The organism is Aestuariivirga sp. (genome assembly GCF_047600585.1).
Classification (GTDB): Bacteria; Pseudomonadota; Alphaproteobacteria; order Rhizobiales; family Aestuariivirgaceae; genus Aestuariivirga.
Genome location: NZ_JASGKP010000001.1, coordinates 989,457 through 1,011,144 on the forward strand (window position 1 = coordinate 989,457; position 21,688 = coordinate 1,011,144).

The 21,688-nt window shown below is 63.3% G+C and carries 18 protein-coding genes; 10 read left to right on the forward strand and 8 right to left on the reverse strand.

All coding sequences use genetic code 11. The features are described 5' to 3' along the window. Positions 1 to 6: 6 nt before the first annotated feature. A complete protein-coding gene (locus QM801_RS04675) occupies positions 7 to 1,089 on the reverse strand; it encodes an inositol-3-phosphate synthase (RefSeq protein ID WP_415018052.1) in 1,083 nt (360 codons plus the stop codon). A 196-nt stretch (positions 1,090 to 1,285) separates the two neighbouring features. Here QM801_RS04675 and QM801_RS04680 point away from each other — a divergent pair, with 196 nt between their 5' ends. Then, a complete protein-coding gene (locus QM801_RS04680) occupies positions 1,286 to 2,050 on the forward strand; it encodes a hypothetical protein (protein WP_415018053.1) in 765 nt (254 codons plus the stop codon). Further along, entirely contained in the window at positions 1,950 to 2,690 is a 741-nt protein-coding gene (locus QM801_RS04685) for an NTP transferase domain-containing protein (protein WP_415020890.1), read from the forward strand. Before QM801_RS04680 ends, QM801_RS04685 begins: the two co-directional genes overlap by 101 nt. Here the strand turns inward: QM801_RS04685 and QM801_RS04690 are convergent. Genes QM801_RS04690 through QM801_RS04700 form a run of 3 tightly spaced genes read right to left on the reverse strand, consistent with a single transcriptional unit; the run spans position 2,687 to position 6,329 of the window. Further along, positions 2,687 to 3,916, reverse strand: coding sequence for an LptF/LptG family permease (locus QM801_RS04690; protein ID WP_415018054.1), 1,230 nt, complete (start codon positions 3,914 to 3,916; stop codon positions 2,687 to 2,689). The genes QM801_RS04685 and QM801_RS04690 overlap by 4 nt on opposite strands. A 24-nt stretch (positions 3,917 to 3,940) precedes the next feature. Beyond that, a complete protein-coding gene (locus tag QM801_RS04695) occupies positions 3,941 to 4,870 on the reverse strand; it encodes a hypothetical protein (protein ID WP_415018055.1) in 930 nt (309 codons plus the stop codon). Between the two features lie 28 nt (positions 4,871 to 4,898). Beyond that, positions 4,899 to 6,329, reverse strand: coding sequence for a phosphomannomutase (locus QM801_RS04700; RefSeq protein ID WP_415018056.1), 1,431 nt, complete (start codon positions 6,327 to 6,329; stop codon positions 4,899 to 4,901). Positions 6,330 to 6,402: 73 nt separating this feature from the next. On the opposite strand from QM801_RS04700, the gene QM801_RS04705 reads away from it, so the two are divergent. Next, positions 6,403 to 7,497 carry a mannose-1-phosphate guanylyltransferase gene (locus QM801_RS04705; RefSeq protein ID WP_415018057.1) on the forward strand — a complete coding sequence of 365 codons (1,095 nt, stop codon included), beginning with the start codon at positions 6,403 to 6,405 and terminating at the stop codon, positions 7,495 to 7,497. A 4-nt stretch (positions 7,498 to 7,501) separates the two neighbouring features. Here the strand turns inward: QM801_RS04705 and sthA are convergent, their stop codons facing one another. Both sthA and QM801_RS04715 read right to left on the reverse strand, forming a co-directional pair. Beyond that, positions 7,502 to 8,989, reverse strand: coding sequence for a Si-specific NAD(P)(+) transhydrogenase (gene sthA / locus QM801_RS04710; RefSeq protein ID WP_415018058.1), 1,488 nt, complete (start codon positions 8,987 to 8,989; stop codon positions 7,502 to 7,504). A gap of 171 nt (positions 8,990 to 9,160) precedes the next feature. Further along, entirely contained in the window at positions 9,161 to 10,198 is a 1,038-nt protein-coding gene (locus QM801_RS04715) for a glycosyltransferase family 2 protein (RefSeq protein WP_415018059.1), read from the reverse strand. Between QM801_RS04715 and QM801_RS04720 the strand changes: the two genes are divergently transcribed. Then, a complete protein-coding gene (locus QM801_RS04720) occupies positions 10,164 to 10,613 on the forward strand; it encodes a nucleoside deaminase (RefSeq protein WP_415018060.1) in 450 nt (149 codons plus the stop codon). The two genes, QM801_RS04715 and QM801_RS04720, sit on opposite strands and share 35 nt — an antisense overlap. A 6-nt stretch (positions 10,614 to 10,619) precedes the next feature. Here the strand turns inward: QM801_RS04720 and QM801_RS04725 are convergent, their stop codons facing one another. Next, entirely contained in the window at positions 10,620 to 12,653 is a 2,034-nt protein-coding gene (locus QM801_RS04725) for a putative bifunctional diguanylate cyclase/phosphodiesterase (RefSeq protein WP_415018061.1), read from the reverse strand. 260 nt (positions 12,654 to 12,913) lie between these two features. Between QM801_RS04725 and QM801_RS04730 the strand changes: the two genes are divergently transcribed. The 4 genes from QM801_RS04730 (at position 12,914) to QM801_RS04745 (ending at position 18,078) form a co-directional block, all read left to right on the forward strand. Beyond that, complete coding sequence (locus QM801_RS04730) at positions 12,914 to 14,212, forward strand: pilus assembly protein TadG-related protein (protein ID WP_415018062.1); 1,299 nt, start codon at positions 12,914 to 12,916, stop codon at positions 14,210 to 14,212. A 205-nt stretch (positions 14,213 to 14,417) separates the two neighbouring features. Next, entirely contained in the window at positions 14,418 to 15,470 is a 1,053-nt protein-coding gene (locus QM801_RS04735; RefSeq protein WP_415018063.1) for a hypothetical protein, read from the forward strand. 75 nt (positions 15,471 to 15,545) lie between these two features. Next, positions 15,546 to 15,998, forward strand: coding sequence for a hypothetical protein (locus tag QM801_RS04740; protein WP_415018064.1), 453 nt, complete (start codon positions 15,546 to 15,548; stop codon positions 15,996 to 15,998). A 91-nt stretch (positions 15,999 to 16,089) separates the two neighbouring features. Further along, positions 16,090 to 18,078 (forward strand): hydantoinase/oxoprolinase family protein, encoded by a 1,989-nt coding sequence (locus QM801_RS04745; protein ID WP_415018065.1) that lies wholly within the window; start codon positions 16,090 to 16,092, stop codon positions 18,076 to 18,078. Here QM801_RS04745 and QM801_RS04750 read toward each other — a convergent pair whose 3' ends face one another. After that, positions 18,079 to 18,978, reverse strand: a complete 900-nt coding sequence (locus QM801_RS04750) for a LysR substrate-binding domain-containing protein (protein WP_415018066.1) — start codon at positions 18,976 to 18,978, stop codon at positions 18,079 to 18,081. A 163-nt stretch (positions 18,979 to 19,141) separates the two neighbouring features. Between QM801_RS04750 and QM801_RS04755 the strand changes: the two genes are divergently transcribed. Together QM801_RS04755 and QM801_RS04760 are read left to right on the forward strand one after the other, a co-directional pair. Further along, complete coding sequence (locus QM801_RS04755; RefSeq protein ID WP_415018067.1) at positions 19,142 to 19,375, forward strand: DUF1127 domain-containing protein; 234 nt, start codon at positions 19,142 to 19,144, stop codon at positions 19,373 to 19,375. A 192-nt stretch (positions 19,376 to 19,567) separates the two neighbouring features. Further along, on the forward strand, positions 19,568 to 21,637 hold the full coding sequence (locus tag QM801_RS04760; protein ID WP_415018068.1) for a PAS domain S-box protein: 2,070 nt from the start codon (positions 19,568 to 19,570) through the stop codon (positions 21,635 to 21,637). Positions 21,638 to 21,688: the final 51 nt, after the last annotated feature.

Sequence of the window (21,688 nt, forward strand, 5' to 3'; positions counted from 1 at the left end):
CCGGTCCTAATGATTGGCGAAGGCGAGCAGACGGTCGTAGGCCTCGCTGTCCTCGATCTGTTTCGGCGGATGCTTGAACAGGAACGCCGAGGCATCCGGCACCGCGCCTTCGAGCTTGCGGTCCAGCGCGATGCGGGCGCAGCGGATGGCCGAGAGGGCCATGGCGGCTGCATTTGGCGAGTCCTCCACCTGCAGGCGGACCTCGAGGTTCATGGGGACGCCGCCCAGGATCCGGCCCTCGAGCCGCACGTAGCCCACCTTTTGGTCGTTGAGCCACGGTACATAGTCGGATGGGCCGATGCGCACGTTCTCGTCCTCAAGGCGGGCGTCGAGGATGGACTGCACCGCTTCCGTCTTGGAGTGCCGCTTCTGGGTGAGGCGGTTGGAATCCATCATGTTGAGGAAGTCGGTATTGCCGCCCACGTTGAGCTGGTACGAGCGGTCAAGCTTCGCGCCGCGCAGGTCGAAGAGCTTGGCCAGCGTGCGGTGGACGATGGTGGCGCCGATCTGCGCCTTGAAGTCGTCGCCGAGGATGGGAAGGTGACGCTTCGCAAAAGCCGCCGCCCATTTCGGATTGCTGGCTAGGAAAACGGGAATGGCGTTGACGAAGGCCGCGCCCGCATCCAGCGCGCAGGTGGCATAGAACTCGCTTGCCTCCTGCGAGCCCACGGGCAGGAAGCTGATCACAACTTCGGCGTAGGACGATTTCAAAACCTCCGTCACCTGCTGCGCAGAAAGTTCCGGCGCCATGCTGGCAACAAAGCTGCGGTGTGGCGGTTGGTTGCGCATGAAGGCGGTGACGCCGTCGAGATTGGGTCCGCGATGGACCTGGGCCGGTGTTGCCGGAAGATCACGGGCAAACACGGCGGTGCAGTTGGGTGCTGCAAGGACTGCCTCGTTCACCGGCCGGCCGACCTTCCGTTCATCGACATCGAAGGCGGCAACGATCTCGATGTCCGCGGGTGTGTATCCGCCAAGCACCGGAAAGGGGACGCCGATCGCGGCATCGCCCATGCTTCTGCAGTAATGGATGCTCTGCACAAGTGAACTTGCACAATTGCCGAGACCGACAATGGCGGTGCGGATCATTTTTCCTCCGGAGATATTGCAATTTTCAACGCTGCAATAGACAGTATGGGAATACTCGGCAATTCAATATTCATTAATCTAGATAAGTAATGTGCGAATAAGTTTTTATTGGAAGTGGGAGCTGCGGCAGGTTCCCATACTGCTCGGAAGTTGCACAGCGGGGGGCGCCATTGTTGCGGCTCATCTGGCGGGAATCGTGCTCAAGACGCGGCAGTACATCGAAGCACCGCCGACCGTGAGCCGGCTATTGACTGATCCGCTCATAAGCAAACCTTTCGCCGTCGCCATGATCATCTCGGCGCTTTGCCTGGTGATCGGGATCATCCAGGCGGCGGCGGTGCTGCTGCAGCACGTGCTGGCGTTCACCCGCCATCGCGGGTGGAGGATAGCGGCCATCGGTGCTTTCCTTGCCAGCGAGATGACCGCTCTGGCAGGCATGATCGTGCTCAGCCAGTACACCGGCGACATCGCCCCTGAGATGCACGACGTGGGCAGCTACATGCTGTTCTTTGGCCATGCCATCGGCATCACGCTGGCCGGGCTGCTGGTCGCTGCGCTTCTGAAGCAAGGCGATGACAACGGCCTGCCCCTGTCGCCACGCCTCAGGCCGCTGCCCCGTATGGCGCACCGGGTGTTCTGGCTCAGCCTGCTCTTCGGCATCGTCTATTTCAGCGGAAAGGTTCTGCCGGACGCCTTCTTCTTCATCTGGCGCACGGTGTTCAGTGGACTGGAGATCATCGTCATTTTTGCCTTCCTCACTTTCCTCATGGCCTTCCGCAGGCTGCTCGGTGTCCCTGTTTATGTGCAGATAGGCCCGACTGATGGCACGTCTCCTGCAAGTCTTGGCGGAGACGGTGAGCATGGCGATATCGAGGGCGGTTATTCTGGCAGCGGGGCGGGGCACGCGACTCGCTGGCGCGGGCGGGGCGCTCCCCAAGGGGCTGGTCGACGTCGGCGGTGAGGCGCTGGTCAGTCGCTCCATCCGCCAGATGCAGGCCCGTGGCGTGAGCGACATCGTGATCGTCACCGGCTACCGCGCCGATCTGTACGACGCCTTTGCCGCCGGGCGCGACGGGTTACGCTGCGTGCACAACCCGAACTTCGAATATCTGGGCTCGCTCGAAAGCCTGCGCTGTGGCCTCCTGGCGGTGAAGGCGCCATTGCTGGTGCTCGATTCCGATATTCTCTACGAGGGGCGGGGGCTCGATGCGCTGTTGGCCGAGTCCTGCAACAATGCCGCTCTTGTTTCGGGGCCGACAGGCTCGGGCGACGAATACTATGTCTGGTCGGGCTGGGAAGGGCGTCTCCGGCATTTCTCGAAGCATCTGGCAGACCTGACCGTTCCGCCCCTGGGCGAGCACGTCGGCATCATCAAGCTTGGTCCGGCGTTGCGGATGGCCTTGCTCGAAGGGATCGATGCGCAGCTCATGGCCAAGCCGTATGAAGCCTATGAAAGCCATCTCATGGCGCTGCTCTCCGTTCACCGGATGACCGCCGCCTATGTCCGCGATCTCGCCTGGTCGGAGATCGATACGCCGGAGATGTTTGCGACGGCCCGTCCGGTGATCTGGCCCCGGCTCAAGGCACTCGGTGATCTCTAGATCGCGTTGCTGCTCCGCCTCCGCCGGGGAAGGCGCCGCCGCCGCCGGCGAGGGGGTGCCGGCCTGAACCATGTCACCACGTTCTCCATCACGCTGTTGATTGCGAATACCACTCTCTCCACCGGTGTGCCCGCGCGCAGATCCTGCACGGCAAGAAGGCTGAGCGCGGCCACCAGCAGCAGAAGGAAGACCGGCCACACGGTGAGCGCTGGCGATAGCCCCATGTTGGTCAGGATCGAGCCGAACTGCACCACCTGATAATAGGCGATGAGGAAAGTGAAGCTGATCACCCCCTGCACGGCATTTCGGCCTCGGGCGTTGGTGCGGGCGAAGGCGGTGGCCAACAGAGGCAGGAACAGGCTGGAGAGAATGATGACCAGCTTGCGATGCAGTTCCGAGATCATTTCAGCCGGGCTGGTTCCGGCAGGCGGCGTGTCCGCAAGGCGGTAAAGACCGAGCAATGAGTATTCCTGCTCGTCGTCACCCATGGCGCGGAAGGGTTTCTCTGTAGAGGAGAGGGGAAAGATCATGGTTTCGAAATCGAGGGACTCGGGCGCCGGTTCACGCCCGGTGCCTTGCGGCTTGAGCTTCAGCTGTGTGCCGTTCCGCAGCAAGAGGGCGACGCGGCCACCATCCACGAGGATGTTGCCGCTCTCGGCCAGGATCTCGGTGGAGCCGCCGCCGGTCTTGGGCTCGTAGAGGAAGATCTTGCTGAAAGTCCCGGCGGATTGGTCGATGTGTTCGACGAGCAGCGTCTGCCCGCCCACCTTGATGAACTCGCCTTCGGTTGCGGCCAGGTAGGGCGAGACATTCTCCACCTGGAACTCGATCTCGCGGTAGAGATAGCGCCCCCATGGCTCCGCCCAGCCGAGGATGCCGGCGTTGCCCACCGTCACGATCACGCCCATTAGCAGCAAGGGCAGGGTGAAGCGGGTGAGGCTGACGCCGCTCGCCAACAGCGTGGTCAGTTCCGCGTTGAGAGAAAGCCTGCGCACCACCGTGTAGCTGGCCCAGAACAGCGAAAGCGGCAGCATGAAGCCCAGGTAGTGCGGCACGAAAAGTACGGTGAGCTTCATCACCAGCGGGAAATTGTGGGCGAAGCTTGCCCCCGACTGCACGACGATCAACATCCGCGCCAGACAGAGGACGAGGACGCCGGTCGCGATGGTTGCAAGCATGACACCCAGGACATGCCGCATGACATAACGGTCGATGATGCGTAGCACTGCGTCCTGCCGCGCGAAAAGGGACTACCGTTTTCCCCCGACGCGCCACTTATCTGCAAATTTCTTTATGATGAGGGTGTTGTTCCGCCGCTCGTCACCACCGGGTCCCCGGTTGATGACGGCGAGACTGGTACGCTCGTAGAAGGCGCGTCGCAGCTTTGGCTGATAATTGTAACGCCGGGCGGGAAGGACCACCTTCGCCGCCCTGCAATGGGCGCTGAACCAGACATCATCAACGTAAAAGGCTTCGGGAGGTGACGCCGCATAATTCTGGATCGCCGCCACATCGAAGAAGCGGGGCCGCACGATGTAGCCCGCAAACTCCATCAGGATGTCGATTGCCACGGGCTTTCGCAGTCGCCGGGCGCGCAGCGGCACGGGTGCCTTCAGCATCAGGTTCGACCAGACGGTGGTGGGCCGGTCGATGAGGTCAGGGGGAACGATCCACCCGCACATGGCAAAGGCCGTGTCCGGGGCTGCCGCAGCGGCATCCTCCAGTTCTGCAACGAGTGTGGGCGGATAGATGCGGTCGTCGTCCACCACGATGATGGCCTGACTGGGTGTCTCGCGGAGCAGGGTCGGTGTCAGTTTCGTTGCAGGCCCGAGGTCATCGCAACGGATCACCTCGACGGCGGAGAGCGCCTTGAGAAAATCGGGCACCATGTAGTCCGTTTTCTCCCGCAGGCTGTAGGCAGGCAGGTTGAGGACGATCCGCTTTGGCGCGCGGCTTTGGCGCAACAGGCTCTTGAGTGTCGGCGCGATGTGGGGCAGGCGGCTGGGGATGGTGCTGAGGCTGACGATCACGTCCGACTTTTCAGGATTGCGAGCCCAGGTCTTATCGAGAGCCGTGAGGCTGGTGCGGCTGAGGCGGACCTCATCGATGAGATCGCGGAGCAGTGTTTCGCCCTCGAAGAAATTGTAGATCAGGAGCGCGAGCCAAGCTGCGGCAATCACACACGCCAACACCACAGCGGACCCCATGTCAGCAGTTGGTCTTGTGGGCGAGATGGTCTCTCACCAGCGCGGCGGTGCGCACGAGCAGGTCCTGTGCCTCGGCTTCGCTCTCTGCCTCCACGTAGACGCGGAGCGCCGGCTCGTTGCCGGAAGGGCGAAGGAAGACGATGATGCCATTCGTCATCACGGCGCGGATGCCGTCGGTGCGGTCGAGGGTGGCGACGGTTCCGAGCGGTTGCAGGACCTCGGCGACCTCGCAATCGTCGGTGTTCAGGGCATCCATGCAGGCGCGCAGGCTTTCCTGCGGCAGCCCTTCGATCTTGGCGGTCGCCGTGATTGGAAGTGCAAGTTCGCTGACGAGCGCGGAGAGGGCGCAGCCCTTTGCGGCGGCAAGGCTCAGCACCGCGGCCAGCGGCAGGAAGCAGTCGCGGGTGGGGAGGGCAGAGAGCGTTCCGCCTGCAAGCTTCACGTCGTCGCCCAGCAGAACGCCGCCATTCGCTTCGAAGCCGAGAATGCCTCGGTGTCCGCTGCGCCTCAAAGCCTCCATCCCGGCAATCACGAAAGGCGATCCGATGGATGTACGGAGCACCGGCACACGCAGGCGCTGTTCGAGTGCGGAGTTGGATGAAAGAGGAGTCACCACCGCCCCGGCTCGAAGAAATTGCGCGGTGAGAAGGCCGATCACGTCGCCGCGCAGCAGCTTTCCCGCTTCATCGATCAGCAACGGGCGGTCGCCGTCGCCGTCGGCGCTCACGATTGCGTCGAGCCGGTGCTCCCTGATCCACGACTTCAGGGTTTGCAGCACGCCGGGTTCGACCGCTTCGGTATCCAGCGCGATGAACATTTCGGATCGTCCGAGCGGAACAGGAGTGGCGCCCAGGTCGCCGATCATGCGGAGGAGCAAGTCCCGCGCCACGGTGCTGTGCTCGTAGACGCCGACCCGCAGACCGGTCAGAGGCCTGCCCGCGAAACAGCGGGTAAGCCGGGCGACGAAGGCCTCGCCCAGCCCCTCGCGGGCCTCGACCAGGTCGGATGGGGTTGGGGGTGCGGCAAAATCGGCATCCTGTGTCAGGAAGGCGATGGAGGTTTCATCTGATTTGCTGATTTCCCCGCGGGCCCGATAGAACTTCAAGCCGTTCCGTTCTGCCGGAATGTGAGAGCCCGTGACCATGACGGCGGGGAGTCCGCGGGACATCGCGGCATAGGCAAGGGCAGGGGTCGGAATGGCACCGCAATCGACCGGCACCAGACCTTCTGCCTGGAGCCCGGCGCAGACATGAAACATGATGACCGGACTGGACTCGCGCAAATCTCCGCCCACAAGAACCTGCAGGCCGGGCACGGCATCGCCCTGGTGCAACAGATGGCGCGCGAATGCCCTGGAAAAAAGCATTGCTGTTCCATCGGTCAATTCGGTGGCGAGGCCACGCAGCCCACTGGTCCCGAACCTGGCAGACATCGTTGCGGATTCCGTTTTCTGTCGAGAGGGATTCGCCACTTACGGGGCAGCTGAGCTCATTGGCCAATAAGCAATGAATGGGGACGCCACGGCCGAGAAAATCATTCCCGTCATCCTGTGTGGCGGCGCGGGCTCGCGGCTATGGCCTGCCTCGCGGGAGGCCATGCCGAAGCAGTTCCTGCCGCTCTTCGATGGCAGGAGCCTGTTCGACCTGACCCTGCAGCGGATCGCAGATCCGTCGCTGTTTGCGGACCCGGTGGTCGTCACGGCGGACGCGCTGGCGCCGCATGTGCTCCGGAGCCTGGGAGCGGCAGGCATGCGGGGAACCGTTCTGCTGGAACCGTGCCGCCGCAACACCGCGCCCGCCATCGCACTGGCGCTCGAAGCCTGTGCCACGCCGGATGCTTTGATGCTGGTGCTGGCGTCGGACCACTTCATCGCGGACGGGGCGGCGTTCCGGCAGGCCGTGCGCGACTGTGCTGGCGGCGCAGCAGGCGGTCACATCATCACCTTCGGTGTCACGCCCGACAGTCCGCACAGCGGCTATGGCTACATTGAAAAAGGCGGGCCGCAGGCTGATGGACTCTATGCTATTGCACGCTTCATCGAAAAACCCGCACCCGACGTAGCGCTTTCCCTGCTTGGCAGGGGCTGTCTGTGGAACTCCGGCAACTTCATGTTCCGTGCCTGCGTGATGCAAGAGGAACTGGCGGCACTTCAGCCCGCGATATCAACGGCGGTGCGAGAGGCAGTGGCGCAGATGCAGGTGAGCGAGTTGGAGGGTAACAAGTTCTTTATGCCGGATGAGGACGCCTTCGCCCGGGCACCCGATCTCTCCATCGACTACGCAGTGCTGGAACACTCGCGCCGCGGGGCCTGCAAGCCGGTGAGCTACCGCTGGTCGGACATGGGAACGTGGAATGCCGTGTGGGAGCATCGCGGCAAGGACAGCAAGGGCAATGCCGTGACCGGTCCGGCGACGCTGCATCTCACCGAGGGCGCGCTCGTCATCAGCGAGGCGCAGCATGTGGCCGTGGTGGGCATGTGCGATGTGGCCGTGATCGTCACGGCTGAGTCGGTCCTCGTCGCGCCGCGAAGCGTCGGCAAGGAGTTGACGGGCCTTCTTGATATGTTGCGATCCGATCCGGAGAAGAAACGCCTGACCTGAAACCTCAGGCCGGAATCTTCTCCAGTTCCGGGCCTTCATCATCCTCTGGCGTGTCTGTGGCGTGGGGCTCGTGCGGCAGGGGCGTCATGTGGATGAATTCGGCATTGGCATTCATCCGGTTCCAGGCATCGAGACCGGCGATCTTGTAGGCCTCGGCAAGGGTCGGATAGTTGAATGTGTTGTTGACGAAATAATCCACCGTGCCGCCGAGATTGATTACGGCCTGTCCGATGTGGATGAGTTCGGTTGCCCCTTCGCCCACGATGTGCGCGCCAAGCAGGCGCTTCGTCTTCAGCGCGAAGATGAGTTTCAGGAAGCCCGAATTGACGCCCATGATGTGGCCGCGCGAGGTTTCGCGCAGGCGGCACACGCCGCATTCATAAGCGATGCCTGCAGTCTGCACCTGTTCTTCGGTGAGGCCGACGTAGGAGATTTCCGGCACGGTGTAGACGCCGTAGGGGAAGCATTCCGGCACTGGCGGCAGCGCCATGTTGAAGGCATGGCAGGCGGCGATGCGGCCCTGTTCCATCGAGGTGGAGGCGAGGCTCGGGAAGCCGATGATGTCGCCCGCCGCATAAATGTTGGGCTGGCTTGTCTGCAATGTCTGCGGATTCACAGGAATGCGGCCGCGCTCGTCCACCGTGATGCCGGCGCGGTCAAGATCGAGGCCGGCGATGTTGGTGGTGCGGCCTGCGGCATGGAGCACCATGTCCGAGAGAATCTGGCGGCCGTCGGTGAGCGTGACCTCGACGTTGGCGCCCTTCTTGCGGATGTCCTTCACCTCGCAGCCAAGACGCAGGGTGATGCCCCGGTCGCGCAGTTGGTGAGAGAAGTCGCCGATGATCTCGCGGTCGACGAAATCAAGGAAGGTGGTGCGCTGGTCGATCAGCGTCACGCGGATGTCGAGGGCGGAAAAGATGGTGGCATATTCGACGCCGATCACGCCGGCGCCGATGACGGTGAGGGCGCGCGGCAGGTACTTGATATCGATGATCTCGTCGCTGTCGAGAATCTGCTTTCCGTCAAAGGGCACGTTATCGGGACGGGACGGCTTCGTGCCCACGGCGATCACCGCGCGGGCAAAGAGGATTTCGGTTGTCTCCCCGTTCTCCGTGGTGAGCGCCAGCTTGTTGGGCGAAAGGAAATGGGCCGCCGCACATATGCGGTGGATGCCGTTCCGCAGGAACTGGTGCTGCAGCACCTCGACTTCGTAGTCGAGCACCTTGTGCAGCCGGGACATCAGATCGGAGGCAGAGATCTCTTCCTTGGCGCGGTGGCTCTGGCCGTAGAAGCCACGCTCGCGCCAGCCCGAGAGGTTGAGCACGGTTTCCCGCAGCGTCTTGGACGGGATCGTGCCGGTGTGGACCGAGACGCCGCCGAGGCGCCGCCCTCGTTCGACGACGAGAACCTTCTTGCCGAATTTCGCGGCTTGCACAGCCGCTCTGCGTCCGGCAGGTCCGCTGCCGATCACCACCAGGTCGTAGGTTGTCATTGTCCAGGTAACCGTCTGAAAGGAATGAGAAAGCATCCGGCCGGCCGGGGCGGAGATGCAAGACCTCCGACACCGCAGCCGGACCGGGCGCATGGTGGCACTGCATTCCTGCCCAGAACTGACCACACTCAGCCCCCGGTTGCGGAGCGCTACGGCACCTGTGATCGTGCTTTACCGGGTCTTGCTTTTCCACCCGTAGAAGGTGGGGCGGAGGCCGAGGGCAGCGGCCACAAGGCCCGCCACGGCTGCGAGGTCCGCAATGGCTGCGATGACCCGCCAGGGTTCTGCCCAACTCCAGAACATGTGATTGAGGGCGTAACCAGTCTTCCCGAGCATCGCACCTGACAGATGCAGGAGGAAGGACATGCGCACGGGATGGCGCAGGCGCAGGATCATTGCGGTGACAACACCATCACGCAGCCCGCGCCGCCAGATGTAGCGCCGCCGGAGACGTTCGGGCGGTACGTTTTCGTGGACGACCGCGCCTTCGGCGATCACATGAAGCGCGCCCTTTGCGAGCATGCGCCTGAGGAGTTCGGGGTCTTCGCCGCCGGTGAAATTGAAGAGCGGGTTGAACCACTCCCGCTCGTCTCCCGGCAGCGACGCCGTGCGGATGGCGAGATTCGAGGTGCCGAGGCAATCGGCATCAACATCGAAGAATCTGCTGCCGGCAACCCAGGCCGGTGGCGGCTCGGAAAAGTGCGGCAGGACCGGGCCCGTTGCAAAATCCCCGCCACTGCTTTCCAGCGTTTGGACGAGCGTGTCGAGCCAATCCCCCTCCGGCAGCTCGTCATCATCGATGAAGACCAGATAGTCCGGATGGAGCGGCAGGGCGAGGCGCAAGGTCGTGTTGCGGGCGTTCACCAGCCCGGGCTCGGGGAGACGGGTGTAGATGATGTCCATCTGCCCCCGGAACCGGTCCACGACGGCCTGCGCCGAAACCGTGCCGTTGTCGGCGATCACCACGGTTGCCCCACAGGCGGTGGCTTGGGGCAGGAGTGCCGCCAACAGTCTCGCGAGCATCTCGTGGCGGTCAAATGTGCAGATAAGGACGCAGATCCGTGACATGGTCAGGTCTAGTCCGCTCCGCGGCTGTGCACAACGGCTGGCTGCTGCAGCGTCTTGCAAACGCGCAAAAATCTGCAAGGCTGCGAAATAAACAGGGAGCCGCAACATGCTGAGCGAAACCGACAAGAAATTCCTGCGCATTGCTTATGAGGAAGCGAAGGCCGGGTATGACGAAGGCGGCTGCCCCATCGGCTCAGTGCTGGCGCGGGGCGGGACTCTCGTTTCCCAGGGCCGCAACCAACGTGTGCAGGGCGGCGACCCCATCGCCCACGGGGAGATGGATGCGCTGCGCAAGGCGGGACGCCAGAAGACCTACAAGGATACGACGCTCTACACCTCGCTCAGCCCCTGCATGATGTGCACTGGCACCATCATCCAGTTCGGCATTCCGCGCGTGGTGGTGGGCGAGAACAGGAACTTCGGCGGCAACGAAGACTTCCTCCGCTCGAAGGGCGTCGAGGTGATCGTGGTCAACGATGCCGACTGCATTGACCTGATGGCGCGCTTCATCCGCGAGAAGCCGGCCCTTTGGAACGAGGATATCGCCGAGGACTGAGGTCCGTCAGGCGGACGCCTTGATGGTGCCAGCTTCGATTTTGGCGATGCTCGAGGCGATGTGTTCGGGTTTCTGCGGGCGGCTGAGGAAGAAGCCCTGGATCTCGTCGGCACGGAGCGCCTTCAGCAGCGCCACTTCGCCTTCATCCTCCGCACCTTCGGCGACAACACGCATGCCGAGCGAGTGGGCCATGTCGATGATCGAGCGCAGCATCTCGCGGCGGCGGGCCGAGGTGTGGGCGCCGTTCACGAAGGACTGGTCGATCTTCAGCTTGTCGAAGGGCAGTTGCGAGAGATAGGCCAGCGACGAATAGCCGGTGCCGAAGTCGTCGAGCGCAAGTGCCACGCCCAAGGCGCGGACCTCGTCGAGCACGCTTCTCACGGAGGCAAGCGAGCGGCCGAGGAAGAGGCTTTCGGTTAATTCGATGCAGAGCAGGTCCGGGCTGAGACCGGTGCGCTGCAGGCATTGCCCGACCTTGCGCACGAAGCCAGATTGCAGCATCTGTGCGGGCGAGACGTTGACCGCCACGCTGCGTGGCTCGAAACCTTCGTCGATCCACGCCTTGGCCTGGCGGCAGCTTTCTTCCATCACCCATTCGCCGATGCCGTTGATCAGGCCGTTGCGCTCGGCAATCGGAATGAAGATGGAGGGCGGGATGGGGCCGCTCACGGGATGCGTCCAGCGCAGCAGGGCTTCGAAGCCCGTCACCTTGCCGGTCGATACGTGATAGAGCGGCTGATAGTGCACCTCGAGTTCGTTGTTGCTGATTGCGGTGCGGAGTGCCTGGCTCAGTTCGGTCTCGCGCTTGACGACGTCGTCCATGTCCGGCGTGAAGAAGGCGGCGCGGCCAGCGCCCTGCTTCTTCGCGGCGTTGCTGGCGAGATCGATGTGGCGCATGGCGTCGCCCACGCTGTCGCTGTCGCGCGGCATGATGGTAGCGCCCGCCGAAATCGTCACATGCAGTTCGACGTCGAGGATGAGGACCGGCTTGTAGAATGCCGACTGCACGCGGGCGATGAGGTGCTCCGTCGGTTTGCCCGTTCCGTCTTCTTCGACGATGACGGCGAATTCGTCGCCGCCGACACGCGCCACGAGGATGGCATCATTGGCTTCCTCCTTCACGATGGCGGCGACGTTCATCAGAACGGCATCGCCGATCGAATGGCCGAGGGCATCGTTGAAGGTGTGGAAGGCATCGATGTTGAAGAGCACGACGCCGAGGTTTTTTCCTTCCTTGCCAGAGGCTTCCAGCTTTTCCTGAAGGGTGCGCTGAAAGTTCGTGCGGTTGGGCAATCCGGTGAGAGGATCGAAATACGCGAGCCGCTGCAGTGAATGATCGCGGAAGCGGATGTCGGAGATGAGGCTGTTGAAGGCGTCCACCATCACGCCCGTCTCATCGTCGCTCTCGGCGGCGAGATCGGTGTCGTACTCGCGGTTCTCCTTGATGCGGAGCATCGAGGCGGTGAGCTTACGGATCGGGTTGGCGATGGCGCGTTGCAGCGGCACCGAAAGGATGAAGCCGAGGGCCGCAGCCACCAGCGAGGCGGCAAAGACGACGCTCAGCGTGTTGAAGAAACGCGTCCGGAGATCGGTGATGTCGGTGACGAGGACAAGCGTGCCCACCGGCTGGCCGGCCTTGATGATGTTGACCGAGACGGGAATGCTGGCTGTCCGCATCATCTCCCAGAAGCCCGGATCGGTCGAGACCTCACGCTGCTTGAGCACGGCGCGCTGGCCCAGCGTGGCAATCTGCCTGCGGTTTGAATCATAGACGGACACGGAAATGACACCCGGTACGCGCTCGACCGAACGCAGGACCGACTGGATCTCATAGATCTGCCGGTCTTCCATGTGATCGGCCACGGCTGATGCGAACACATAGGCCGTGCCTTCGATGGTACTGCGTTTCAGCGCAGCATTCTGCGAGGCCTGGTATCCGGCGAGCAAGCCCGCCACGCAGACAACCGCAACGACCACGGCGGTCGAGACGAGAACGCCGATGCGCCGCCCCACACCCATCTTGATCGCCTTGATTCCCACGTGTTTCCCTCCGCTTGGCGGGACATTGGCGTGACAGCCTTACGGAGACCTGAACGGCATTGGTGCAATTGCAGCTGTGGTAAACAGGTGGGAACTCCTGCCAATCCGTCAGCGGAATTTTCCGGTTCTTAACCAATAAAACCAAGTGATTTTACAACTCATTATCTGAGAATGCGGGATTGGGTTGCCGCGTGCGGACAAGCGCACTACCGGTAATTGCGGGAGATCGGCATTTGACGATTGGCGAGTCGATAGCAACAGTGATTAGCAAGCTGCGCAACGCGGCCCGCGCGTTCGCGTGCCTGCTTGCCGCCACCCACGGCACTGTCGCCGTTTCCATGGCTGTCGGTGCGCCCGTGCTTCTCGGCGCTGTCGGCGTCGCCAGTGACTTTGCCGTTTTCACCATGAAGAAGAATAAGCTGCAGTCTGCTGCCGATGCGGCGGCACTTGCGGCAGCGCGTGAACTTTCCGTGGTGGCAAGTGGCTCCGGCTCGGCTGCAAAGGCCAGTGCCTCCCTTTCCGGCGGCGGGCCCATCGAAGCCATCGCCCGGACCTATGTCGCGACCGCTCTGCCCGACGCAACGACAACGACGACAGGTGTCACGGTCGACGGCGCCAAGGGCGCAGTGCAGGTGACCTTGAGCGATGCCTGGCATCCCTTCTTTGCCCACTTCCTCGGCGCCGACATCACTCCCATCGTCGTCGATGCGCGCGCCGAGCTGGTCGGTGAATCCAAAGTCTGCGTCATCGCGCTCAAGCCCACGGGGGCGGGCGCGCTTTCGATGACCAAGAACGCGCATCTCGAAGGCAAGGGATGCAGTGTCTATTCCAACTCCACAAATTCTCAGGGCATTTCGCTCTCGACGGGGTCGTCGATCACGGCGGATCTCGTGTGTTCGGCTGGCGGTGTGCTCAACAAGGGTGCACCATCGGGAACGCCCGTGCTGACCGATTGTCCGCCCATGCCGGACCCGCTCGCAAGCCGCAAGGGTCCGACAGTCGGCGCTTGCAACTATTCGATGACCATCATCAACAAGAAGACCGTCACACTCTCGCCTGGTGTGTATTGCGGTGGCATTACCGTGATGAACGGCTCGAACGTGACCTTCTCGCCAGGCAACTACATCATCAAGGACGGTCCGTTCATCGTCAAGGATACCTCCAAGATCAAGGGCAAGAACGTCGCCTTCTACCTGACCGGCCTGTTGTCGCTCATCCAGTTCTTCGACAATGCGACAATCGATCTTTCCGGCGCCGAGGATGGAGTGATGGCGGGGTTGTTGTTCTTCGAGGATCCGTCGTCCACCGTTCTCCGCGTGCACAACATCCGCGCCTCCAACGCCTTCAACCTGACGGGTACGATCTACCTGCCAAAGGGCAACCTGATGGTTGACCCTGCCGCTGCGGTTGCCCAGCAGTCCGCCTACACCGCCATCATCGTCAACAAGCTCACCGTCGACAACGGCCCGAGCCTGGTGCTGAACACGAACTATGGCGGCACCTCCGTGCCGGTGCCCGATGGCATCCGCGCTTCGGCCGACGTGGTGCTGTCCGAGTAAGACTTCGCGGCATCCTTTACAAATCATCAATTTAAGACGGTGGAAACCATTCCTTGCTATTGCGGGGATTGGGCCTGACTTCGGTCTGGTGGGGTGCGTTGCGTATGCTTTCTCGTGTGACAGTCGATTTCCCGTTTGTGTGTCCGGCGATGACCGTCATCGCCAGCGACCGCATGCGGGCCGCTGCTGTAGCGAGGGTCCGCTGATGCCCGTGATCCAGGCCAGAACGTCTTACAAGGCCTTGCCGGCGCCCGCCCGCCGCGTGCTTTATGTCGGCCCCGCTGCCGATGAAGTCTGCGCCATCGTCACGCGCCATGTGGGCGAGATCGACATCCGTTATGAATCCGATGTGCAGCAGGCCCTGGCGCTGGCGCGCGAGACGAAACCCGATACGGTGATCGTTGATCAGCGCGATGAACGCCTCGCCACCAAGCTCATCGTGCCGCTGTTTTCAAACATGGGCTATCCGCTGCGGCTGGTGGTGGTAAGCCCACTCAACGACGTGAGCCAATACCTGAGCGTGCCGGGCGTGGCCCGTGTGCTGACAGCGCCAATCCGTGAAGGTCAGCTTCTGCGGGTGATCGGCCTGCCATATCGCCCGCCGCGGGCACAGCGCGCCAGTGCGGCGCCGCTCCGACTGGTCGAGTCCGAGAGCAGGGAACCTGAGCTGAAAATTGAAAGCGTCCCTCAGCCGCCCACCCGTCTGAAGGTTTCCGCCACTGCCCTCGACAAGACGCGTGTGGGCGCGTTGCTGATGCTGGTCACGCTGTGTGCGCTTGCCGTCTATGGCGTGCTGACGGCCTATTTCATGTTCTCCACCGCGTGGGGCGTGCCCATGTCGCTGTCGCAGGGCCACGAGATGGTGAAAGAGGTCGAGGATGACCTCGCCGAGATGCGCGCCTCTCTGGGCCGGACCAATCAGGCGCTCTCCGACACTGCCACGGCGCAGGCCAAGGCTTCGCGCGATATTCAGTCTGCGGACGAACGCATCAAGACGGTCATCGGCGCCATCGACAAGGAAATCGCAGCAGGTGAGCGCAGGCGCAAGGCTGTGGTGATCAAGCTGAAGCGCATGGCCAAGGTGCATGACGTTCTGCAGGCACAAGCCGCGAAGGGCGGCATGGATGCGAAGCTGCAGGAGCTTGTGAAGGGCCGCCTGACCGATCAGCAGACCTTCGACGCCGTGACACAGGATCAGGCAGCGGCTGCCAAGCGCGCCACAAAGCTTGAGGCCGACATGGCAGGCGTGAAGACTTAAGTTGCGGGTTTCGAGGCACGGAGCGCGCTGCTTGCGTCGCTCAAGGCGGCGCTGGTGCAGGGCGGTCCGATTGCTTTGACCGCTGCCGCCCCGTCGGACCTCTTGCCGCTCGTGGAGCAGGCTAAGGATGCCACCGCCGCGCGGGTAACCGCCGCCGTCGCTCTCAAGACCGCACAGGATGACGAGAAGCCCCTCAAGGATACGGCCGCCGTGCTCAACCAGCAGATTTCGGTGCTCGACTCCTCCGCCCTTGCCCGGGCCATCAGCGGGAAGGCTGACGTGATCTTCGTGCCCTACGCCAACATGGCGAACTTCCAGCCCGGCACGCCGCTCAATTCTTGCGCGCTCACCCTCATCTGGTGCACGCAGGTGGGCTTCGTGGGCGATCCCCAGCCGGGCGAATTCACTGCGGCGCATCCCCTTTCGGGCAAGCCGCTGCGCGGCATTTTCGTGGAGGCCAGGCTGACCAAACCTGTCGCCACCACCCGCTCCGTCATCATCGGCAACGGCCCGCCCTTCCTGTTCTGAGGCGGACTTTGCCCTTCCGGCGTGAGGCCATTTCACCCCGCTCGCGAGACTTGATCTTTTCTGGCCGCCCCGCCAATGGCATGTCTCGATCATGAGCAAGAGCAACATCATTCTGGGCATCGATACGGGCGGCACCTATACGGACGCCGCCGTGATCGACGCCGGCACGCACCGCATCCTGGCCTCGGCCAAGTCAATCACCACCAAGGGCAATCTGGCGCTGGGCGTGGGTGACGCCATGGCGGCCGCCGTGGGCAAGCTCGAAGGCAAGGTGAAGACAGGGGACATCCGGCTCGTCTGCGTTTCCACCACGCTTGCCACCAACGCGGTTGTGGAAGGCCACGGCAATGCGGCGGGCGTCATCCTCATCGGATTCGATGATGCCATGGTCGCCAAGACCGGCATCGCCAATGCCTTCCCGGGCCTGCCTATCGCGCGCATTGCCGGCGGTCACGACCACAATGGTGAAGCGGTGAAGCCGCTCGATGTGGCGGCCCTCACGGCGGCTGTTGAAAGCATGTCGCCGCAGGTCACGGCCTTTGCCATCGCCGCCGCCTTCGCCGTGCGCAACAACGCCCACGAGGTGGCGGCGCGCGATCTCATTGCCCGCCTCACCGGAAAGCCCGTCACGCTCTCAAGCGAACTCTCCAATGCGCTTGACGCGCCACGCCGTGCTCTCACGGCGCTGCTCAATGCCCGTCTCATCTCGCGCATCACCCATCTGATCGAAGCGGTGCGCGCCGCCATGGATGGTCTCGGCATAAAGGGCGGCCTCATGGTGGTGAAGGGCGATGGCACGCTTGCAAGCGCCGAGACCGTGGCGCTGCGCCCGATCGAGACGGTACTCTCGGGCCCCGCTGCGAGTTTGATCGGTGCCAAGTGGCTGGCGGGCTGCGACGACTTCATTCTCTCCGACATCGGCGGCACCACGACCGACGTTGCCATCCTCTCGGGCGGCCGCCCTCAGGTGGCCCCGCAGGGTGCTGAGGTGGGCGGTTGGCGCACCATGGTGAAGGCGATCGACGTGAAGACCATCGGCCTTGGCGGCGACAGCGAAGTGCAGCTCGATGGCCTGGGCAATCTCATCATCGGGCCGCAGCGCGCCGTGCCGGTGTCGCTGCTCGCCGAACGCTTCCCCGTGACGCAGGATCTGCTCGATGCCGATCTCGCCGAGACGGAAGGTGGTTCGATGCTGGGCAAGTTCCTGGTGCGGCCCTTCGGCGACAAGGGCGGCGCCAGTGTGGGTGTGACCGAGCGCGAGGCGGAAATCCTCGCCCGCATCGGCAATGAGCCGGTGCCGCTCCGCCGCATCGCGGTGTCGAGTGCCGCACAGCGCACGGTGGCCTCGCTCCGCCGCAAGGGCCTGCTGCAGTATTGCTGCTTCACGCCCTCCGACTCCGCGCTCGTGCTCGGCCTGCAGGACAATTGGCCCGCCTCTGCTGCGGTGAAGGCGGCGCGCCTGATGGCGCGATTCCGCATGATGACGATGCCGGACGATACGGAGACACAGAATTTCTGCCTTGAGGTCTGGCACAAGACGGTGTCGCTCTCGGCGCGCATCATTCTCGAAACGGCGATGGGCCCGAAGGACAAGGACAGTGCGGTTTGGGATGCCGTCTGCGAGGGCAGGGGCAAGGTCGGCCTGGCACGCGTGTCGCTGTCGCCCTCCGTGCCGATTGTTGCGGTGGGCGGACCCGCCAAGGTCTACTACGATGAAGTGGCGAAGCGGCTCGACTGCGAAGTGATCTTCGCGCCTTTCTGCGATGTGGCGAATGCGGTGGGTGCTGCGGCAGGGCAGGTGGCCGACAAGGTGACGCTGACCGTCGAAGGTGACGGCAACGGCGCCTTCCGCATCCACGGCGATGGCGGTACGCATCTCTTCGGCAGCGGCAAGCTGGCGATGGCGGAAGCGGTGAAGCTGGCCGAAGCCCATGCGCTGTCGCAGGCGCGCGCCCGCGGGGCCGTCGACCCCAAGATCACGCTTTCGGTTGAAAGGAACTTCCTGCCCGACGGCAAGGATGACGACGGCCTTCTCACGGCCACTGTGACGGCAGAAGCGATCGGCCAGCCCGCCGGCTGATCAGGCGGCGACCGGGCCCACCACCGCAGACGAACCAAGCGCACGGTCCGCCCCGAAGCTTTCGCGGATGTGGCGGGCGAGGGCTTCCGTGGCCGGCGTCGGCAATCCGGCGCGGCGCACGAGACCGATGCCGAAAGCACCGAGCTTCGGGAAACCTTCTTCGGGTCGCAGCACGCGCATGCCGGGGCGTACGCAGATGTCGGCCATGGCGGCAACGGCAAGGCCCTGCATCACGGCTGCATCGATGGCGGTGCGGTTGGGGCTGGTATAGGCAACGCGGTGACGGCGGCCGACGGACTCGAGTGCTGCCGTGGCAATGCGCCGCCACGAGCAGCTGGCATCCGCCGTCGCGATGGGCAGCGGATCAAGGGTGTGGGTGGAGTGGCGCGATGAAGTGACCCAGACGAGCTCCTCGCGGCGCAGAACTTCACCTTCGGTCGTGTCGTTGTGGAAGGTGACGAGTGCGATGTCGATGTCACCCCGCTTGATTTTTTCCATCAGGCGTTCGCTCGGCAGGCATTCCACATCAACAGTCACTTGCGGATGGCTGCGGGCGAAGCGGCCCAGCACTTCCGGCAGGAAGAGGTCGGCGTAGTCATCCGGCGTGCCGAAGCGCACCGAGCCCGTCAGCTCCGGCTTGGTGAAGGTGGCGACAATCTCGTCGTTCATGGCGACGAGCTTGCGGGCCTGTTCGACGAAACGCTCGCCATCGCGCGAGAAGCGGCTACCGCGGCCATCGCGGACGAACAGGCTGCGCCCGATCGCTTCCTCGAGGCGCTTCATCTGCATCGAAACGGCCGACTGGGTCTTGTTCACCTCCTCGGCGGCGCGGGTGAAGCTGCCCGTGTCGGCGATGGCGAGGAAGGTCTTGAGCTGGTCGATGTCGAGGTTCGGGATCATGGCTGTACCATCAATAACGTTGATCACATCATAAAATACATTCGTTGGAGTGATCAATGATTTTGTCATATGTTTGGATCATCAAGACGAGCAACCGGTCCCGCCGAGGGGCCATCATCAGCACCGAAAACAGGCCGTTTTCAGTGAGTTGGGAGATTTTGCCATGAAGAACTATGCGCTCCACCAGGCCGAATTCGGCGGCTTCACCCCGGGTTCCGCGAACCTGGCGACCTATTACCACAACTGGCAGGCCCGCCGGTCGGTCCGCAGCCTTGCCAAGCTGGACGATCATCTCCTCCGCGACATGGGGGTGAGCCGCCAGTGCATCGAAACGGCGCTCCGCCTGCCGCTCAGCGCCAACCCGGCGCTCTATCTCGAGAGCGTCTGCCACAGCTGACGCCAGCCCCGATTTCACAAGGTTCAAGGCGGTCCGGATCGTCCATCCGGGCCGCCTTCATCTTTTCTTCACCATGATCGAAGTCTGAAACAGGGATTATGGTTGATGGGGCGTTTTGATGGACAACGGCAATCCTGCATTAACTCCGCACGGGATAGTTTGCGAGACGTTGCAAGAGAGAGTTTCCGTATCATGAACGCGCCCTTCAAGAGCGATTGGGATCAACAGGCGAAGCAGGCGCCCAGCTGGCGCATCGAGAAGCCCGAGCTTCGCCGCACCACCACGGTTGCCGGCTTCTTCCCGGACCAGGGCGGCGGCGTCTATGAACAACTGCTCACCCAGCTTCCGGTCATGCTGCATTGCATGGATGCCTCGGGCCGCCTGCTTGCGGTGAACAACGTCTGGTGCGAGACGCTGGGCTATGAGGCCGCCGATGTTGTGGGCCGTCCCTTCAGCGAACTGCTGCCCAAGGAATCCCGCAGCCAGCTCGTCACCGAAATCTATCCGAAGTATCTCGTGACCGGCACCTGCCGGGCAGAGGAGATCCTGCTCGTCCGCAAGGACGGCTCGCTCGCCACCGTTCTCCTGTCCATGACCGCCTATCGCGGCGACAAGGGCCGCCTCGAACGCACCGTCTGCACGCTCGAGGACATCACCAAGCAGAAGCTCGCCTCGATTGCCTCGCAGCGCAGCGACCAGCGCTTCCGCAGCGCCTTCGCCGCCGCTGTGCACGGCATGGCCGTGGTTTCGCCCACGGGTCACGTGGTTGTCGCCAACGACGCGCTCAAGACCTTCCTCGGCCGCCCCGACATCGAAACCAATCCGATGGCCTTTGAAGACTTCCTGCACCGGGATGACCGCGGCCAGTTCCTCAACGGCATCCGCCAGCTTCTCGCTGCCGAAGTGCCGAGCCTGCAGTTCGAGCTTCGCTACAACACGCCGGACGGCAAGGTGATGCATGGCGCCACCTCGGTCTCCATCGTGCGCAACGAAAAGGGCGAACCCGAGCAACTCATCATCCACGTCGCCGATACGACCGAGCGCAAGACCGTCAATCACCGCCTGCAGAAGGCGCAGAAGATGGAAGCGATCGGCCAGCTCACCGGCGGCATTGCCCACGACTTCAACAATCTTCTCACCATCATCATCGGCAACCTGCAGCTTCTCGACGGCAAGCTGGGCGGTGACGACAAGGCGAAGAAGCGCCTGGCCGAGTCGATCGATGCGGCCCGCAAGGGCTCCGACCTCACCAGGCAGCTGCTGGCCTTCGCCCGCAAGCAGGACCTGGCGCCGAAGGACTCCGGCATCAACGGCCTCGTCTCCGGCATGGAGCAGCTTGTGAAACGCGCCGTGGGCGAGAACATCGACGTCCACATCGAGCTGATGGAAGGCGAACCGCACGCGCTCATCGATCCGTCGCAGCTTGAATCCTCCATCCTCAACCTCGCCATCAATGCGCGTGATGCGATGCCCGATGGCGGCCGCCTCACCATCGAAACGCAGGCTGCCTATCTCGACCGCTTCTATGCCGAGAAGAACCCTGAAGTGGTTCCCGGCCACTACGTGATGATCGCCGTCTCCGACTCCGGCACCGGCATGACGCAGGAACTGGTGGAGCAGGTGTTCCAGCCCTTCTTCACGACCAAGGGCAACGGCAAGGGCTCCGGCCTCGGCCTCTCCATGGTCTATGGCTTCATCAAGCAGTCCGGCGGCCACATCTCGATCTATTCGGAAGTGGGCCACGGCACCTCGGTGAAGATGTACCTGCCGCGCCGCATGAAGGCGGGCGAATCCGTGGGCGCCGCCGAGCTGCCCGGGTCTTCCTCGTCTGGATCGGCAACGCAGGCCGCTCCGGTCGCCGAAGTTGTTCCGCAGACCGAACCCGCCCGCCGCCCCAAGATCCTCGTCGTCGAAGACCAGGAAGCGGTGCGCATGGTCGCCTGCGGCTTCCTCGAGGACTTCGGCTACGAAGTGGTGGAAGCGGGCGACGGCTTCGAGGCGCTCTCGCGCCTGCAGGAGCACAGCGACATCGACCTGATGTTCTCGGACGTCGTCATGCCTGGTGGCATGAACGGCTTCGATCTCGCCCAGGCCGCCCAGAGCCTGAAGCCCGGTCTCAAGATCGTTCACACCTCCGGCTATCCGAAGGGCGCCATGGTGCATCAGGACGAGCCGCGCTTCCGCGAAGGCTTCATCATCATGAAGCCCTATCGCCGCGAGGACCTGCAGAAGATCATCAAGGACGCCCTCGAGCGCCAGTAACGCCATTTCTTCCGCCGGATGACCGGGGCAGGGCCCATCTGCCATGATGGG